Genomic DNA, 17,453 nt, shown 5'->3' with positions numbered 1-17,453 from the left:
TGTTGCCTCCGTGGTCGGGCGGCTCAGGCCGCGGTGCGGATCCGCACGAGGTGGCGGGCGTAGGCCTCGGTGGTGAGGAAGGCGGGCAGTTCGGCGCCGAGGGCGGTCTCCTCCAGGATCCGTACGGCGTCGTCCACCAGCGCCGGGTCGGCGCCCTCGCCGAGCAGGGCGGCGCGCTCGCGGTCGATCAGCCGCCGTACGAGGTCGGGGGTGGCGAGCGAGCCGCCGGTCAGCCGGGAGCAGTGGTGCTGCCACTGCCAGATCTGGCAACGGGCGATCTCGGCGGTGGCGACGTCCTCCATCAGGCCGAAGACGGCGACGGCCCCGGAGCCGCCTAGCCAGGCCGTCAAGTAGCGCAGGGCGACGGCGACGTTGGAGCGCAGGCCCTGTTCGGTCGGCAGGCCGACGGACAGCCTGTGCACGCCGAGCAGGTCGGCGGCGGTGACCTCGACGTCCTCGCGGGTGCGGTCGAGCTGGTGCGGGCGGCCGTCGAGGACGGTGTCGAAGGCCGCCCGGCAGGTGGCGACGAGGCCGGGGTGGGCGACCCAGGAGCCGTCGAAGCCGTCGCCGGCCTCGCGCTCCTTGTCGGCGCGGACCTTGGTCAGGGCCGCCTCGTTGGCGGCGGGGTCGCGCTGCGGGACGGCGGCGGCCATGCCGCCGATGGCGTGGGCGCCGCGGCGGTGGCAGGTGCGCACCAGCAGGTCGGTGTAGGCGCGCAGGAAGGGCTGGGTCATGGTGAGGGTGGCGCGGTCCGGCAGGACGTAGCGGGGGCCGTGCGTGGCGAAGTTCTTGATCAGGCTGAACAGGTAGTCCCAGCGCCCGGCGTTGAGGCCGGCCGCGTGCTCGCGCAGCTCGTACAGGATCTCGTCCATCTCGAACGCGGCGGTGATGGTCTCGATCAGCACGGTGGCGCGGATCGTTCCGTGCGGGATGCCCAACTCGTGCTGGGCGAAGGTGAAGACGTCGTTCCACAGCCGGGCTTCGAGGTGGTTCTCCAGCTTGGGCAGGTAGAAGTACGGGCCGCTGCCGCGCTCGATCTGCCGCCGGCCGCAGTGGAAGAGGTGGAGGCCGAAGTCGACGAGGGCGCCGATCGCGGGGCGGCCGTCGATCAGCAGGTGCTGCTCGTCGAGGTGCCAGCCGCGCGGGCGCACGACGATGGTGGCGGGCGTGTCGCCGATCCGGTACCGCTTGCCCTCCGGGGTGGTGTCGTCGATCCGGCGTTCGATGGCGTCGAGCAGGTTCAGCTGGCCGGAGAGCAGGTTGTGCCAGGTGGGGGAGGTGGCGTCCTCGAAGTCCGCCAGCCACACCTTCGCGCCGGAGTTGAGCGCGTTGACGGCCATCCGGCGTTCGGGCGGGCCGGTGATCTCCACCCGGCGGTCCGCCAGGCCGGGGCCGGCACCGGCGACCCGCCAGGTGGTGTCCTCGCGGACGGCGCGGGTCTCGGGAAGGAAGTCCAGGGTGTTTCCGGCGGCGAGCGCTGTCGCGCGGCGGCGGCGCTCGGCGAGGAGTTCGGCGCGGCGGTCGGCGAAGGCCTCGTGCAGGCGTGCCACGAAGTCCAGGGCGTCGGGGGTGAGGATCTCGTCGAAGCGGTCCTCGTGTTCGCCGAGGACGTCGATGCGGCTGGGCTGGCTCATCCGGTTCTCCAGGTGGCGGGCGGGAGGGCGCCCGGGGCCTCGTCCCTCAACGAGGCCCCGGGCGGCGGGGTGAAAGGCGGTCTCTCCTCGAAGAGGCCGCCGGGGATGGCTCAGTGGAACTGCTCGGCCTCGGTGGAGCCGGTCAGGGCGAGCGTCTCGGCGTTCGGGTTGAGCGCGGTGGAGACCAGGTCGAAGTAGCCGGTGCCGACCTCGCGCTGGTGCTTCACAGCGGTGTAGCCCTGCGGCACGGCCGCGAACTCGGCCTCCTGGAGGTCGACGTAGGCCGTCATCCCGTGCTCGGCGTAGCCGCGGGCGAGCTGGAACATCGAGTGGTTCAGCGCGTGGAAGCCGGCCAGCGTGATGAACTGGAAGCGGTAGCCCATCGCGCCCAACTCCCGCTGGAACTTTGCGATCTGGTCGTCGTCCAGGGCCGCCTTCCAGTTGAAGGACGGCGAGCAGTTGTAGGCGAGCATCTTGTCCGGGTACTCGGCCTTGAGCGCCTCGGCGAACTCGCGGGCCTGGGCGAGGTCGGGGGTGCCGGTCTCCACCCAGATCAGGTCCGCGTACGGGGCGAACGCGAGGCCGCGCGAGATCACCGGGGCCATGCCCGGCTCGACCCGGTAGAAGCCCTCGGCGGTGCGCTCGCCGGTGCAGAACCGGGCGTCGCGCTCGTCGACGTCGCTGGTCAGCAGGTTGGCGGCGAGCGCGTCCGTGCGGGCCACGATCAGGGTCGGCACATCCGCGAGGTCGGCGGCCAGGCGGGCGGAGTTGAGGGTGCGGACGTGCTGGGCGGTGGGGACGAGCACCTTGCCGCCCAGGTGCCCGCACTTCTTCTCGGAGGCGAGCTGGTCCTCGTAGTGGATGCCCGCCGCGCCGGCCGCGATCATGCCCTTGGTGAGCTCGAAGGCGTTCAGCGGACCGCCGAACCCGGCCTCCGCGTCGGCGACGATCGGCACCAGCCAGTCCGGCCCGCCGTCCGTCCCTTCCGCCGCGTCGATCTCGTCGGCGCGCAGCAGCGCGTTGTTGATCCGACGCACCACCTGGGGAACGGAGTTGGCCGGGTAGAGGCTCTGGTCCGGGTAGGTCTGCCCGGCCTGGTTGGCGTCGGCCGCGACCTGCCACCCGGACAGGTAGATCGCCTGCAGCCCGGCCCTCACCATCTGCACGGCCTGACCGCCCGTCAGCGCGCCGAGGGCGTGCACGTAGTCCTGCTCGTGCAACTGCCGCCACAGGCGCTCGGCGCCCCGGCGGGCCAGCGTGTGCTCCTCGCGGACGGTGCCGGACAGCCGCACGACCTCGGCCGCCGAGTACGTGCGCTCGATGCCCGCCCACCGCGGGTCGGACGCCCACCGGGCGGCCAGCGCCGCCGCCTGCTGCTCCTGCTGCTGCCGAACCGACTGAGTCATGGGTCTGCTCCCCAGGGGTGCTCGTTGCGAAGGTTGTGAGGTGTCTCACCACAAGGGCGAGTGGGCGGCCGGACGGTGCCGGGCGGCGGCGGAACACCGCAGGACGTGGACGCCCGGACAGCCTGCCCGGCCGCGACCGACCTGGTGTTTCGCCGCTGTCCTGCGCACCTCCCGGCCGCACCACCGACTCTGGCACCCCGCGAAGCCGCCGTCACCGATGGACCACTGCCAACTTCTGCGAACGGACCCCGGCAAATCTGCGAAGGTTGCGACGACTTGACCCCTCGCGGTGCGGCTAGGCTTCCCGCACCGGATCGGCCGACGCCCGGTGAGGGGAGAACGACACGATGGGAAAGGCCTTCGCCGGCGCCCGGCTGCGCCGCCTGCGCGAGGAACGCGGACTCAGCCAGGCCGCCCTCGCCCGGCTGATCGACCTCTCACCCAGCTACCTCAACCAGCTGGAGCACGACGCCCGCCCGCTCACCGTGCCCGTCCTGCTGCGCCTCACCGAGGCCTTCGGCGTCGAGGCCGGGTACTTCGCCCCGCCCGACAGCGCCCGGCTCACCGCCGAACTGCGCGACGCGCTCGGCGAGGAGCTCGCGGCCGGACGGGTCACCGCCGGGGACCTCGACGAGGTCGCCGCCCGCCTGCCCGCCGTGGCGCGGCTGCTCATGGACCTCGGCCGCAGCCGACGGGCGGTCGCCGAGCAGCTCGCCGTCCTCGCCGGGGACCGCGGCCCGGCGCCCGACACCCTCACCCCGCACGAACAGGTCCGCGAGTTCTTCTACCGCCGCCAGAACTACCTCCACGAACTCGACACCGCAGCCGAGGAGTTGGCCGCAGCCATCGGCCTGCGGCGCGGCGAGGTCAGGGCGGTGCTGGCCGACCGGCTCGCCTCCCGCCACGGCGTACGGACCGTCGCCGGAGGCGAGCACCTGCACCGGTACGACCCGCGCAGCAGGGTCCTGAGCCTGTCGGACCGGCTGCGCCCGGGCCAGCAGGCCTTCCGGATGGCCACCCAACTCGCCTACCTGGAACACGATCCGCTGCTGTCCGAACTCGCGGCCCAGGACAGCCCGGAAGGCTCCACCGCCTGGTCGCTCACCCGGATCGGCCTGGCCAACTACTTCGCCGCCGCCCTCGTGCTGCCGTACGCCGCCTTCCACGCCGAGGCCGAATCGGCGCGCTACGACATCGAGCACCTCGCCGACCACTTCGGCGTCGGCTACGAGACGGTCTGCCACCGGCTCAGCACCCTCCAACGGCCCCGGCTGCGCGGCGTACCGTTCTCCTTCGTCCGGGTCGACCGGGCCGGCAACGTCTCCAAGCGCCAGTCCGCGACCGACTTCCACTTCTCCCGCACCGGCGGCACCTGCCCGCTGTGGAACGTCTACGAATCCTTCGCCGCCCCCGGCCGGGTCCACGTCCAGGTCGCCGCCATGCCCGACGGCCGGCGCTACCTCTGGACCGCCCGCGCCGTCACCCGCTCACCCGGCGGCTGGGGCCGCCCCGGCAAGACCTTCGCCATCGGCCTCGGCTGCGAACTCCGCCACGCCGCACGGCTCGTGTACTCGGCAGGACTGGACCTCGGCGACGAGACGGCCGCCACCCCGATCGGGCTCGGCTGCAAGGTGTGCGAACGCCCGGCGTGCCCCCAGCGCGCCGCACCCGCCATCGGCCGGCCGCTCGCGCTCGACGAGCACACCAGCACCTTCATCCCGTACCCCGCGCTGCCCGACCCCCGGAACTGAAGGCCGCCACCCGGCGTACCGGCACCTCCGTCCGAGCCCGACGCCCGTCCGTCCGAGCCCGACGCCCGGCGGTTCGCGCTCGGCGGGCTTCGCGCGGGCACCGCCCGACCCGCTCCGGGAATCATGCAGGTGCTCGGAACTTCCCCGACGTCCGGTCCGACTTCTGTGCCGGGCGCCGTCGCCGACAGCGTCCGGCAGAGCACACCCCTTCACCCCAGGAGCGCGAGCATGTGCGGGATCACCGGCTGGGTGTCCTTCCACCAGGACATCGGCCAGTCCTTCCACCAGGACACCGGCCACGGCGCCGCCTCCGTCATCCAGGCCATGACCGACACCATGGCCCTGCGCGGACCCGACGCCGGCGGGGTCTGGCTCGGCCGCCACGCCGCGCTCGGCCACCGCCGCCTCGCCGTCATCGACATCGAGGGCGGCACCCAGCCCATGCCCGACCGCCCCGAACACCCGCAGGTGGTGCTCACCTACAGCGGCGAGGTCTACAACCACCACCGGCTGAGATCCGAACTCGCCGCCAAGGGCCACCGGTTCGAGACCCGGAGCGACACCGAGGTGGTCCTGCGCGCCTACCAGGAGTGGGGAGACGCCCTGGTCGACCACCTGGAGGGCATGTACGCCTTCGCCGTCTGGGACGACCGCGAGCAGCGCCTGCTGCTGGTCCGTGACCGGCTCGGGGTCAAGCCGCTGTTCTGGGCCGGGACCGACGGCGGCCTCGTCTTCGGCTCCGAGCCCAAGGCCCTGTTCGCCCACCCCGAGGTGACCCCCACCGTGGACGCCGACGGCCTGCGCGAGGCCTACAGCCTGCTGTTCAACACCGGCCCCACCGTCTGGGCCGGCGTCCGCGAGGTGCACCCCGGCAGCCTGCTCGTCCTCGACCGCGACGGTATCCGCGAACGGCGCTACTGGGAGCTGACCGCCCGCCCGCACACCGACGACCCGCAGACCACCACCGAGCTGATCGGCGGCCTGGTCGACCGCGCCGCCCGTACCCAGCTGGAGGCCGACGTCCCGCTGTGCAGCCTGCTCTCGGGCGGCCTCGACTCCACCGTCGTCACCGCCCTGATCGCCGACGAACTCCGGTTCCGCGAAGGGCCGCAGGCCACGCTGCGCTCCTACGCCGTCGACTACAGCGACCAGGCCGAACGGTTCACCGGCGACGTGCTGCGCACCGGCCACGACACCCCGTTCGCCGCCGAGGCCGGCGCGTTCATCGGCACCGAGCACTCCACCGTCGTCCTCGACCCCCGTGCCCTGCTCGACCCGGACAACCGGCGCGCCGTGGTCGTCGCCCGGGACTCGCCGATCGGCGTCGGCGACATGGACACCTCGCTCTACCTGCTGTTCGGGGAGATCCGCAAGCACTCCACCGTCGCCCTCTCCGGCGAGGCCGCCGACGAGGTCTTCGGAGGCTACCCGTGGTTCCACAACCCGAAGGCGCTCGCCGCTCGCGCCTTCCCCTGGCTCCTGGTCACCGGGGACCAGGCCGCCATGCCCCTGCACCCCGACCTCGCCGCCCAGCTGCGCATCCCCGAGTTCCGCGCCGACACCTACCGCACCGCCGTGGCCGCCGTCCCCCGCCTCGACTCCGAGAGCGCCGCCGAACACCGCCTGCGCGAGATGCAGCACCTCTCGCTCACCCGCTGGCTGCGCCAACTCCTGCACCGCAAGGACCGCCTCTCCATGGCCCAGGGCCTGGAGGTGCGGGTGCCCTACTGCGACCACCGCCTCGTCGAGTACGCCTTCAACACCCCTTGGGCGATGAAGAACCACGACGGCCGGGAGAAGAGCCTGCTGCGCGACCTCGGCCGGGGCATCGCCCCCGACTCGGTGCTCTGGCGGCCGAAGAACCACTACCCGGCCACCCACCACCCCGACTACAACGCAGGCCTGCAGCGGCTGGCCCGCGAGGCGCTGGACGCACCGCACGTACGGGACATCGCCGACGAGACGGTCGTCGGGGCCGCCCTCGACACCCCTGCCGAGCAGTTGCCGTGGGGCCACCGGCTCCGCCTGGAGCGGGTCGTCGACCTCGCGCTGTGGCTCGACCACCACCGCCCCGCCCTGGCCCTCTGACCTCGCCGCCTCACCGCCTCGCCGCCGGGCCTCCCCGTCTCCCGGCCGGAACCGGGCCGGGGAGGCCGGGTGGCGTCAGCGCTCGGCGGTCAGGGGCGCGTAGGCGTCGGGGCGGCGGGTGGCGTTGAAGGGGAAGAGTTCGAGCCAGTCGTGGCGCTGGTCGAGGTCGAGGTCGGCGACCAGGACGGCGGCCTCGTCACGCGGTGCCCGGGCGAGTACGCGGCCGTACGGGTCGACGATGAACGAGCTGCCGTAGAAGGTGAGTTCGCCTTCGGTGCCGATGCGGTTGGGGACGACCATGAAGGTGGCGTTGGCGATGGCGTTGCCGGTGATGACCTGCTGCCACAGCGGCTGGGTGTCGAAGCCGGGGTGGCCCGGCTCGGAGCCGATGGCGGTCGGGTAGACGAGGACGTCGGCGCCGGCGAGGGAGTAGGCGCGGGCGAGCTCGGGGAACCACTGGTCCCAGCAGGTCGGCAGGCCGATGGCGGCGTCGCCCACCTCGGCGAGGGGGAAGGCGTCCTCGCCGGCCGGGCCCTGGCGGAACCAGGTGTCCTCGTAGTAGCCCTCGGTCACGGGGATGTGCAGCTTGCGGGTGCGCTGCACCAGGGTGCCGTCGGGGGCGACGAGGATCGCGGTGTTGTAGCCGAGGCCGTCGGGGCCGTCCGGCCCGTCGGCCTTCTCGAAGAGCGAGGCGTGCACGTGGAGGCCGTGCTCGCGGGCGGCGGCCGCGGCGAACGTGAAGGTCGGGCCGGTGCGCAGGTCCTCGGGTTCGACGGCCTGCGGGTGGTCGGCCTGGCGCAGCACGGCGAAGTACGGGGAGAGCGTGAGCTCCTGGAGGGCGACGAGGGTGGCGCCCTGTTCGGCGGCGAGCCGGATCCCCTCCAGCAGGCCGGCCCGGTGCTGCTCGGGGTCCGCGTGCCAGCGCTGCTGGACGAGGGCGACCCGCAGGGCGGCGCGCCGGGGTGCGCGGGTGCGGGCCGGGGACGCGGGCGGGTTCAGGGCGGTGATCAGGCGCATGGCGGGTCCTCGGGTCGTCTCGGGTGATGGTGTCGGGAGCAGCGGCCGAAGCCGTGCCGGAACGTTCCGGCACGGGTGACCCTAAGCTGTGCCGGAACGTTCCGGCAAGGGGGTTTGAGCGGCACCGCAGGCGCCCGGACTACGGGTGGCTCCCGGTACTGCGTCTAGACTTCCGGGCTGTGACCAGCCGATCCGTGACCCTGTTCGACGTGGCCCGGGCGGCCGGGGTGTCCAAGAGCACCGCCTCCGACGCCCTCCTCGGATCCGGCCGGGTGGCCGAGGCGACGCGCGAACGCGTCCAGGCCGCGGCCCGAGAGCTCGGCTACCGGCCGAACTCGGCGGCGCGCAGCCTGCGCCGCTCCAGCACCGGGGCGGTGGGCCTGTACCTGCCGCGTACGGCGACCCGCCTCGACTACTACATGAAGCTGGCGTTCGGCGCCGTCGAGCGGGCCCGTGAGGACGGCCTCGACGTGGTGCTGCTGGCCCCCGGGAAGGCGGCGGAGGGCGGGCTGGCCGCCCGGGTCGACGGACTGATGGTCATCGATCCCGAAGTCGACGACCCGGCCGTGCCCGGCCTGCTGGCCGCCGGCGTACCCGTGGTCACCGGGGAGCGCTACCTCGGCGGCGGGGCCGCGCCCAGCGGGTCGGTGGTGTGCGACAACGCCACCTCGCTCGCCGCCCTGCTGGACCACCTCGCGCAGCGCGGGGCACGTCGCCCGGCGCTGCTGGCCCCCGGCCCGGGATCCGACTGGGCGGCCGCCCTGCGGGCCGCCGCCGCCGACTGGACCGGGCGCCACGGCGTCGAGGTCGCCGTGCGGACGGTCCCGTTCGCGGCCACGCCGACCGAGGCCGAGGCCGCCACCACGGACCTGCTCGCCGGCACCCCGGGCCTGGACGCCGTGGTCTGCGCCCCCGACGGCGCGGTGCCCGGCGTGCTGGCCGCCGTGGCCCGGGCAGGCCTGCGGGCCGGATCCGAGGTACTGGTGGCCGCCTGCGTCGACGGCGCCGCGGCACGCGGGTCGAGCCCGCAGGTGACGGCGGTGGACCTGCGCGCGGCGGAGTACGGCCGCGAATGCGCCGCCCTGCTCAGCGACCTGCTGTCGGGCGCGGCGGACCCGGGCGTGGTACGCACCCACGCCTGGGAGCTCCACGTCCGGGCATCCACCGCCGGGCGCGGCTGACACCGATCCCGAACGGACACCGGCCGCGGCCCCGGACGACGACCGGGCGTCCGCGCAGTTCACTCCAGGGCCCGGGCCCTGACAGGGGCCGGTGCCGGGCCGCCTACCGCCCGCAGCCAACTGCGCGCCGCGCGCGCCGAAGTCAGGTGGACCAGCGTCAGCTCGGGGTGGGCCGCGAGCCGGTCCAGCGTGCGCCGGCGGTGGGCGGAGTGCCTGGCCCAGGCCCAGCGGATCGGGTGTTCCGGGTCGAGCCAGTCGCGGAAGCGCTCGCGGTTGCCGTTCCAGAGTTCGCGGCGGCTGAGCGCGCGGGCGAACGAGCGGCGCAGGACGCGGTACATGACGGTGGCCCGGGGCAGGTCGAGCCAGACGTAGGTGTCGGCCCGAGCAGTCAGCAGGTCACCGAGCAGCCGGGTGTACTGGTCCTCGACGACCCAGCGCGAGGTGCTCGCGAACGCCTCGACGTCGGAGCGGAACTCCGGGCGCGGAGTCCAGTTCGGGCCGTGGTGCAGGGCGTCCAGCTCGTACCGCGGCAGACCGAGCCGCTCGGCCAGCCGTCCGGCCATCGTCGTCTTGCCGGCCCCTGAGATCCCCGCGATCAGCACCCGTTCCACGACCGCCACCTTAGAGGACATCTCATTTGGGTGGCTGAGCAGGCTGCAGGTGTCACGATCGTGGAGCGCCTCGTCCCGGACGAGTTGTGGGAGCTGTTCCAGTTGGTGGTGCCGGAGGCGCCGACTCGGTGGCTGGCGGCGCTACGGGGACTTTGTAGGAGAAATTCCTGAAACGGATCTACGTTTCTGGCTATGGGAACCAAACCCGTCCTCGCTCCTCGGAAGTCAACAAGAAAGGGCCGGGTCGGCTCTGCAGCGCGACTCCGACCACAGGGCGAGGCGCATCTCGGTGCCGTATCCGCTGGGCTATCCCCGGTCAGGCGCCGGCCCGCTGCTGGTCGACGATACCGATCAGCAGCGGGCCATGCAGAGACCAGACCTCACGAGAAGTCGTTCGTGATTGCTTTGATCATGGCATCCGCTCGCATGGATCCGTACTCGGTGGCCAGAACCTGTTTGAAGTACCCCCACTGTTGGCGAACTTCATCCGTGACTTGACCGATAACCTGATCATAGTTCGTTGTTCCGGACGCGAATTCCACCATCGAGCGCCGCCTCCACGTGTCGTCCTTGGAAAGACCTATGCCGTTGCCGCAGTACGAATCGGTGCAGTCATCCTGATGGGTGACGCGCGGGGCCACTCCCGGATGATCGCTATGCCTTACGCAGTCGTTGTTGTCTTTCTGTTTGTGCTGCGCGTCGGACTCGTTGTGGAAGCAGCCGGTGGTCAGTTCGTCTGGCACCATCTTGCCGAACTGGTCGAGATCGGCCAGCTCATTCCCGTGTGCGTAGAATTCCTTCATATTGAAGAACGGCGCTGGCGCCTTCAGGGCGAGGCCGGGTACGTTGTCGAATCCGAGAGATTGGCCGGGAGCTGCCTTGTCGGCGTAGTTGCTGTGCGCATAGAAGTCCTCGACCACGTGCCACCAGCGGCCGAGCCCCTCCAGAACGACACACTTCTTCTGTCCGCCGGTCCCCAGGTCATACTTGCATTCCTTGGTTCGAACCTGGTCCTGATAGGGCTTTCCGCTGCCGTCGACGAGGCCGTCTGCGGCTTTCACCGCATTTTTGAACTGGGTGAACGCGAATTGTGCGCACGCCTGCAGATTTTCGGTGGCCTGTTTTCTGGTTCGGGGGTAGACCTTGTTCCCGTAGTACTTGGAGGGCAGGTAGTCGGCATTGTCGCAATGCGCCTCGGACATGTCATGCGTGGAGCCCGAGTCGTTTGCCGTCACGGCCCTCTTGATCTGCTCCGCCGTTTTCGGCGAAAAATTCACGGCAGCAAGGGTGACCTGTTCGTGAATCGGGCCACGGTAAGTGACCACATGCGCCAAACTGGAAGAATTACCAATCGACAGGATCGTTATTGTGGCGATGGCCACGACCGAGAGACGAAGCGGTGAGTGGTTGTGGAACATGGCACTACTCCCCAATGGTCGGCGCTATTGCGCAGGGGGGTGAGGCGCACCTTCTCAGGCTCTTTGCCCGGTTGGACAGCGGGATGGGCGGTACGGCGTGCCACCACCCCATCTCGTTTATCTTATTATCGCTCTCGTCCACCATGGTCGCCACCGGAATGATTCGAGTGCGATCGGAGAATTGCTCCGAACGGGCCGATGGTCAGGATCTGATGGTCGGACTTCCACCGTGGGCTGCTGGCCAAACTCGGTGAGGCTCGCAAGATGGCTCGGAATGGTGAAGAGGGCCTGATCGTTCTATAGCGAGACGGCGGCGGCCCCGGAGGCCGGCCGTCCTCGTCTCCGGGGTCGAGGGCGAATACGTTCGTTCGGGTGGATTGGCACCGACGACGACAGGTGGGGCGCGGCCCGGCCGCCATGATGCCGTCACGGAACGTCCACCCGTAGGGAGCGCCTCACCATGACGACGCAAGGCCAGGCCACCACCGAGACCGGCGACGAACCACTGGACCTGGCCGACCAGGAGCTGGTCCGCGATCCGTTCACCTCCTACGCGCACATCCGCGAACGCGAGCACCTGGTGCGGGGCCGCGTACGAGGTGTCGACCCCATGTGGGTGGCCACCCGCCACGACGACATCCGCACGATCATGAGCGATCCGGACTTCACCATCGACGCCGCGACCGTCCCCGGCGCAGTGGTGGCCCACCGCACCGAACAGACCTGGCAGGCCCGCGGCATGTACGCGGGCCACGAGAAGTACCTGCGCGCCGGGATCTTCGACTCGGACGGCTCCGACCACCGCCGTCTGCGCGGCCTGGTCGCCGCCGCGTTCTCCCCGCGCCGCGTGGCCGCGCTGCGCCCCCGGATCGAAGCCATCGCCGCCGACCTGCTCGACCGCCTGCCGGACCACGCCGAGGACGGCGTCGTCGACCTGATCGAACACTTCGCCCGACCGCTGCCCATCACCGTCATCTGCGAACTCATCGCCGTCCCCGAAGCCGACCGCGACCGCTGGCGGAGCCGCAGCGCCACCCTGGCCGCCGGCACCTGCGGGGAGGAACTGGGCGACGCGCTCGCCGGCATGGTCGCCGACGCCCACCTCCTCATCGGCCTCCACACCGCCGACCCCGGCGACGACCTCATCTCCGAACTGCTCGCGCCCCACCACGACGACCGCCTGAGCACCGACGAGCTCGTCTCGCTCATCACCAACCTGGTCGTCGCCGGGCACATCACCACCGTCAACCTCATCGCCAACAGCACCGAAGTGCTCCTCGCCCACCCCGACCAGCTCGCCCTGCTGCGCGCGGACCCCGCCCTCATGCCGCACGCCGTCGACGAACTCATGCGCTACTGCGGGCCCGTCGTGCGCGCGCTGCCCCGCTACGCCACCCGCGACACCACCGTCGGCGCCACCCCGGTGTGCGCCGGAGAAGCCGTCCTCCCGATCGTGTCCGCGGCCAACCGCGACCCTGCCGCCTTCGCCGACCCCGACCGCCTCGACCTCGGCCGCACCCGCCACAGCAAGGAGCCCCACCTCGGCTTCGGGCACGGCGCACACCGCTGCCTGGGCGCGCACCTCGCCCAGGAGGAGACCGCCGTCGCCCTGGCCGCCCTGTTCAGCCGGGTACCCGACCTGCAACTCGCCGTCGACCCGGAGCACCTGCAACGCGGCACCAACCCGCTCAACTGGCACCTGAAGACCCTCCCCGTACGCCTCCAACCCCCGAGCCACACGCCGCTGGTCTAGGGGCTCTCTTTCGGATCACGCCGGTCGTGCGACCTCGCTGACCGGCGACTTCTCAGCTGTCCTCCCGAACAGTGCGGTAACCCAGCGCGCGGGCCAACGCGGTGACGGTGTCGAAGTTCGCGGTGGGCGAGAGCGCGGAAACCGTCCGGCGATCGAGCGGGGCGGCTGCCAGCACGGCCGCCACCGCCTCCCGGTCGACGGACCGCTCGTGATAGTCCTCGGCGTAGCCCACGAACGCCTCCGTACCGTCGGCGGCGGTGAGCAGGTCGAACAGCCAGTCGGCGCCGTCCGTCTCGTCGTCGGCGAACTCGACCGGCCCGCACCGCCAGTCGGCGCCGCCCGTCTCGCGCCAGGCGCACACGGTCGCGTCGAAGAAGCCTTCGAGCTGGAACTCCGGCGCCTGCGCGTAGTGCGCGAGCGAGCCGGGCAGGCCGTCGAGCAGGCCGGGCCAGTGCGCGCGGTCCTCCTCCCGCCACGGGGTGGCGTCGCTCTCGTGGTCGAATCCGTAGAGGAACACCCCGGCCGGGTCGAAGACGATCGCGTACTGGTCACCGGAACCGTTGTCCATGCACGCCAGATCGACGCCCGGACGCCACCCGGCCACGTACGAGTGGTCGGGTGCGTAGGGGACGGAGACGATCGAGTCCAGCAGCGCCAGCGCCCGGCAGCGGGCGCGCAGCTCGTCGGGCCCGGGCAGGGCGGCCAGCAGGTGGTGAACAGTCATGGCGCACACTCAACAGCACGCCACTGACACTCCCGGTCCGAGTCGGCTACGGCTTGCGGGCCAGTGCGCAGGAGATCAGCTGTTCCCACACCGTCAGAGCGGGCCTGTCCACGCCGTTTCCGGCGGCGTCGTCGTCCGGCGCGGGGTCCGGCCGCCACAGGGAGCAGGGGACCAGGCCCGGTTCGAGGAGCTCAAGACCGTCGAACAGGCCGGTGATCTCCTCGTCGGTGCGCCACTGGCCCCGGCCGAAGCTGCTCTGCAGCTTCTGCTCCAGGAGCCGGGTCTCCTCGTTCCCGCCGGAGCGGAAGTGGGAGATGTAGACCTGGCTGTCCGACGGCACCCGGTCCACCCACCAGCGCGCGAGCTCGGCGGGGCGTTCGGCATCGGTGAGGTGGTGCAGTACGGCGCTGAAGACGACGCCCACCGGCTCGTCGAAGTCGATCAACTCCTGTAGGCCGGGGTCGTGGTAGAGCTCCTCCGGCTCGCACAGGTCCGCCCGGATCACGGCGGTGCGGTCGTCGGCGGTCAGCAGGGCCCGGCTGTGGGCGACCACGACCGGGTCGTGGTCGACGTAGACGACGCGCGCGTCCGCACGGTGCCGCTGGGCGACCTGGTGCACGTTGTCGGCGGTCGGCAGGCCGCTGCCCATGTCGACGAACTGGGAGATGCCGTCACGGGCCATGGCCGCCACGGCGCGAACGAGGGCCCGGCGATTGGCGAAGGCCACCGCCTGCGAGCCGGGCAGGTCCTTGATGAAGAAGTCGCCGATCTCGCGGTCGACGGCGTAGTTGTCCTTGCCGCCGAGCAGATAGTCGTAGACCCGGGCGATGCTCGGCTTCGACTGATCGTCCTCTGAGCTGCGATCGGTCACGGCTACAGACTCATAATCCCTTGGTCGTGGGATTCGAGTCCCACCCGCCCCGCACTCGGTCAGCGCGGCTGTCCTTCACACAGGTCCCTGTGGCCTGTGAAACGTCCTCATTGTGCGATCGGAAATCTAGGGCACTGGGTGCGCCCGGACCGGGCTGCCCCGCCAAAGTTCACCCGGATGGGAACGCGGAAGCCGGTGGCTGGAGGACAACGCCTCTTGGTGCGGGCTCGCCACCCCGCTGTCCGCGTCGCTCCCGCAGCGCGGCGACCTGGTGACCCTCATCGCCGCGAAGAACCCGACGGCCGGCACGGTCGGCCGGACCTGGCAGGTCCTCGACCCGGGTGAGGCCGGCACCGTGGAAGTCGCGCGGATCGCCCGCCTCGACGAGGTCGCTCTGCCCTGACCGGAGCAGGTGCGGTCTCCGGTTCTGGTGGGGCCGGTTCACAGAACGGCCCCACCGGACTTTGTCGTGGTGTCGGCTACCCGAGGCTCTCTGCGACGCGGATGAGTTCCTCGTCCGAGAGTCGTGGGGGGCCGCCGGTGGTGACGGCGAAGGTGTAGGTCCCGTCAGACCATGTCAGCGACCGGGGTCCGCTATGAGAATCCGGTTGTGTGATGGTCGCGGGGTGGCCCTTGACGCTGGTGGCCCGGCCGGCTGGTGGCGTGCTGTTCCGGAGAGTCTGGCTGATGATCAGGGACCCCGCTTCGGGCCCCGTTCCCAGCCGGTACCCGCTTGCCCAGGCGGGGGTGTCGGTCGGGAGCGGGGCCAGGCCGGGCAACTGGACCATCCTGCCTGCGGGGTAGGGGTAGTAGTTCTCCGGCAGGAACGCGGGCCGGAGAAGGTTGCGCTCGTCGAAGTGGATGACGGGCTTGCCTGCGGGGTCGTTCAGCGCCCTGGTCCCGAGCGGTTTGTTCAGGTGGGTTGTGATCTGTCCGATGCCACCTGGGTCGCAGGACCCCTGGGCGACAGTGTGCCGCAGGGAGACCTTTACTGTCTCGGCCGTCTCGCGGGCCACGAGCTCGGGTTGCTTCTCACAACTCCAGCCGATGCTGAGTGTCAGGGTCTGGCTGTCGGAGCTGAGCAGCAGCAGCTGGCCGGTCACGGGGCCTTCGTGGACCTTGGTTTCCGGGCCCCGGTTCACCCATGCGTTGATCGCGAAGCCGCCACCGAGAATGGCTATGGCAGCCACGGCGGTCAAGCGATTCCGTCGTCCGCGCTTTGATATCTGACGGACGGTACCTTGCGTCACGAGCCCTCCCCGGCGGTCGCGGCCATGCTTGCGGCATGGCGCGCGCGAAGTCAAGCGAGATGGGAAGCGGAACTTACTGGGAAAATCGTTCAAAGATGTGCCGTTCAATTGCCGAGAAATGGCAAAGCCGTGACGGTTGTGCCCGGAAAGGTCTCGCAAGGATGCTTCTGGGGCTTTTATTTGCGGTGTGCGGGGCGTTGGCTTGGCGCTACCGTGCTGGGTGCAACGTGGCCCACGAAGGCTCTGATTGAATCCAATTCGGGGGGAACCGAATGGTTCAAAAAAGCAGCTCCGGTCGGAAGTGGATAATTCTAGCCACTGCCCTACTGGCGTCGGTGTCCGCAATTGCTCCGGCTATCGCCATATCGGGGGATGGCGCCCTCACCACACCGTCGGCTCAACCAGGCAACGCACCCAAGAAGAAGTTGCCGGCCAGCGCCACCGGTGCAGCTGCGCTGCTGGGGGCCGCCAAGCCGGAGGTCATCGAGCTCATGAAGAAACAGGAGGTCCTGGACAAGGTCGTCGACCGTATCACCGGAGGGCAAGAGGAACAGAACCGGGATCGGATCCCGGGATTTTCCGAAGTCGAGGTCGACCCAGGGGTCAACGAGGGTGACGGAAACGCCGCCGATGACACGATCGGTATCGTCCCGCGCGACAGCCAGCACTCGGGCGGATACGTCTATGGCGGCCCGTGGAACGAGAGCAGCGGTTATGCCCTTCAGGTCTCCGGTTCCGGCGGCAACAACGTAGGCGACTACGTCTGCCACTCCGCCGCCAACTCGGGGGCGCACTGCGGTCTTCGTGTTCTGCAGGTCGATCGGCAGATTCAAGGGCCTAACAAAGTCTGGCGCAAGTTCGCTGACCAGGTCGTTCAGACGGACCCGAACGACATTGCCGCCGCCAACGGAGACAGCGGCGGACCTGTCGTCACGGAACTTGGCGGAGGCAAGCTCCAGGCCCGCGGAACCATCACGTCGCTTGAGAAGGAGACCAACTGCGGCGGCCGAGCGACCTCTGACGGTGGAACTCGAACGCCGTGGTGCTTCAACGGAATGTGGTACGTCCCCATTTCCCAGACGCTCGCCGACATGGGGTGGGTCCTGAGGACAGACAACCCGTGAGAACAAACCGCTCCTGAAGCGGTACCCCGGTGCCGCGAGCTCTCCGGTGACGGGTTGCAACAGCAAGGTGCGGGGGCGAGACCAAGGTCTCGCCCCCGCACCTTGCTGCGGTGGCGGACCTGTGGCGCGGATCCCAGGTCATTCGCGGCTCCTACGCTCGTGACCATGACCTCCGCCAACCCCTTGAGCAGCGGCATGTCCGCATCCTGGCGGCTCGACCGCTCACCTAGAGATCGACGACCACGACATTGCTGGCCAGGTTCGTTCGTACGAGCTGCGGCACACCGTCGGAAGGCTCCCCGAATTCCAGCTGCTGCTGCGCCCGACCGCCAACCCGGAGTGTGGGAGAGCGCCGCCCGCGTCGCGGTGGGCGAGGGCCCGGACCCGGGCCCGGTCGCCGCCGCGTTCCTGGCCGTCCTCGACCCCGCCGAGAGCGAGCGCGCGGTCCTGACCCGGCGCGACCTCCTCTGACGCCGAGCCGGCTCATCGGGGTCTGGGTGCGCCGGCAGGCCGGCGCCTGAGCCGGGGCGCCGGGCGTTCGTGCGTTTGGGGGGCACAGCGCGTGGCGTGTCCTGGAAGCGCCTTGACCGTGCGTCTTACTGGGGAGCGGCTGCTGGGACCGGCG

General features: G+C 70.7%; 15 protein-coding genes. 7 read left to right on the top strand and 8 right to left on the bottom strand.

Annotated elements, in window-relative coordinates:
* Nucleotides 1–23: 23 nt before the first annotated feature.
* On the bottom strand, nt 24–1,634 hold the full coding sequence (gene aceB, locus A6F73_RS34015) for a malate synthase A (RefSeq protein ID WP_107453144.1): 1,611 nt from the start codon (nt 1,632–1,634) through the stop codon (nt 24–26).
* 110 nt (nt 1,635–1,744) lie between these two features.
* On the bottom strand, nt 1,745–3,040 hold the full coding sequence (aceA, locus tag A6F73_RS34010) for an isocitrate lyase (RefSeq protein ID WP_063352213.1): 1,296 nt from the start codon (nt 3,038–3,040) through the stop codon (nt 1,745–1,747).
* A 347-nt stretch (nt 3,041–3,387) separates the two neighbouring features.
* Here aceA and A6F73_RS34005 point away from each other — a divergent pair, with 347 nt between their 5' ends.
* A complete protein-coding gene (locus A6F73_RS34005) occupies nt 3,388–4,791 on the top strand; it encodes a short-chain fatty acyl-CoA regulator family protein (protein WP_063352212.1) in 1,404 nt (467 codons plus the stop codon).
* A 228-nt stretch (nt 4,792–5,019) separates the two neighbouring features.
* On the top strand, nt 5,020–6,879 hold the full coding sequence (gene asnB, locus A6F73_RS34000; RefSeq protein ID WP_063352211.1) for an asparagine synthase (glutamine-hydrolyzing): 1,860 nt from the start codon (nt 5,020–5,022) through the stop codon (nt 6,877–6,879).
* Nucleotides 6,880–6,954: 75 nt separating this feature from the next.
* Here asnB and A6F73_RS33995 read toward each other — a convergent pair whose 3' ends face one another.
* Nucleotides 6,955–7,896 carry a nitrilase-related carbon-nitrogen hydrolase gene (locus tag A6F73_RS33995; protein WP_063352210.1) on the bottom strand — a complete coding sequence of 314 codons (942 nt, stop codon included), beginning with the start codon at nt 7,894–7,896 and terminating at the stop codon, nt 6,955–6,957.
* 179 nt (nt 7,897–8,075) lie between these two features.
* Between A6F73_RS33995 and A6F73_RS33990 the strand changes: the two genes are divergently transcribed.
* Nucleotides 8,076–9,077, top strand: coding sequence for a LacI family DNA-binding transcriptional regulator (locus tag A6F73_RS33990; RefSeq protein WP_063352209.1), 1,002 nt, complete (start codon nt 8,076–8,078; stop codon nt 9,075–9,077).
* Nucleotides 9,078–9,136: 59 nt separating this feature from the next.
* Here the strand turns inward: A6F73_RS33990 and A6F73_RS33985 are convergent, their stop codons facing one another.
* The gene (locus A6F73_RS33985) at nt 9,137–9,709 is read right to left on the bottom strand and encodes a hypothetical protein (protein ID WP_063352208.1); all 573 of its coding nucleotides are present in this window, start codon (nt 9,707–9,709) and stop codon (nt 9,137–9,139) included.
* Nucleotides 9,710–10,068: 359 nt separating this feature from the next.
* Nucleotides 10,069–11,106 carry a hypothetical protein gene (locus A6F73_RS33980; RefSeq protein WP_063352207.1) on the bottom strand — a complete coding sequence of 346 codons (1,038 nt, stop codon included), beginning with the start codon at nt 11,104–11,106 and terminating at the stop codon, nt 10,069–10,071.
* Between the two features lie 460 nt (nt 11,107–11,566).
* On the opposite strand from A6F73_RS33980, the gene A6F73_RS33975 reads away from it, so the two are divergent.
* Nucleotides 11,567–12,859 (top strand): cytochrome P450, encoded by a 1,293-nt coding sequence (locus A6F73_RS33975; protein ID WP_063352206.1) that lies wholly within the window; start codon nt 11,567–11,569, stop codon nt 12,857–12,859.
* A gap of 52 nt (nt 12,860–12,911) precedes the next feature.
* On the opposite strand, the gene A6F73_RS33970 is transcribed toward A6F73_RS33975, so the two are convergent.
* Nucleotides 12,912–13,583, bottom strand: coding sequence for a hypothetical protein (locus A6F73_RS33970; protein ID WP_063352205.1), 672 nt, complete (start codon nt 13,581–13,583; stop codon nt 12,912–12,914).
* A 46-nt stretch (nt 13,584–13,629) separates the two neighbouring features.
* Entirely contained in the window at nt 13,630–14,454 is an 825-nt protein-coding gene (locus A6F73_RS33965) for an SAM-dependent methyltransferase (RefSeq protein ID WP_063352204.1), read from the bottom strand.
* 154 nt (nt 14,455–14,608) lie between these two features.
* Here A6F73_RS33965 and A6F73_RS43675 point away from each other — a divergent pair, with 154 nt between their 5' ends.
* Nucleotides 14,609–14,857 carry a DUF6093 family protein gene (locus tag A6F73_RS43675; protein ID WP_279634984.1) on the top strand — a complete coding sequence of 83 codons (249 nt, stop codon included), beginning with the start codon at nt 14,609–14,611 and terminating at the stop codon, nt 14,855–14,857.
* Nucleotides 14,858–14,933: 76 nt separating this feature from the next.
* On the opposite strand, the gene A6F73_RS33960 is transcribed toward A6F73_RS43675, so the two are convergent.
* Nucleotides 14,934–15,644 (bottom strand): hypothetical protein, encoded by a 711-nt coding sequence (locus A6F73_RS33960; protein WP_159398686.1) that lies wholly within the window; start codon nt 15,642–15,644, stop codon nt 14,934–14,936.
* Between the two features lie 395 nt (nt 15,645–16,039).
* On the opposite strand from A6F73_RS33960, the gene A6F73_RS33955 reads away from it, so the two are divergent.
* Entirely contained in the window at nt 16,040–16,828 is a 789-nt protein-coding gene (locus A6F73_RS33955) for a hypothetical protein (RefSeq protein ID WP_159398685.1), read from the top strand.
* 339 nt (nt 16,829–17,167) lie between these two features.
* On the top strand, nt 17,168–17,299 hold the full coding sequence (locus A6F73_RS44240) for a hypothetical protein (RefSeq protein ID WP_279634969.1): 132 nt from the start codon (nt 17,168–17,170) through the stop codon (nt 17,297–17,299).
* Nucleotides 17,300–17,453 lie beyond the last annotated feature (154 nt).

It is taken from the genome of Streptomyces sp. MJM8645, assembly GCF_001625365.1.
Classification (GTDB): Bacteria; Actinomycetota; Actinomycetes; order Streptomycetales; family Streptomycetaceae; genus Kitasatospora.
This window is presented reverse-complemented; position numbering and strand designations above follow the sequence as displayed.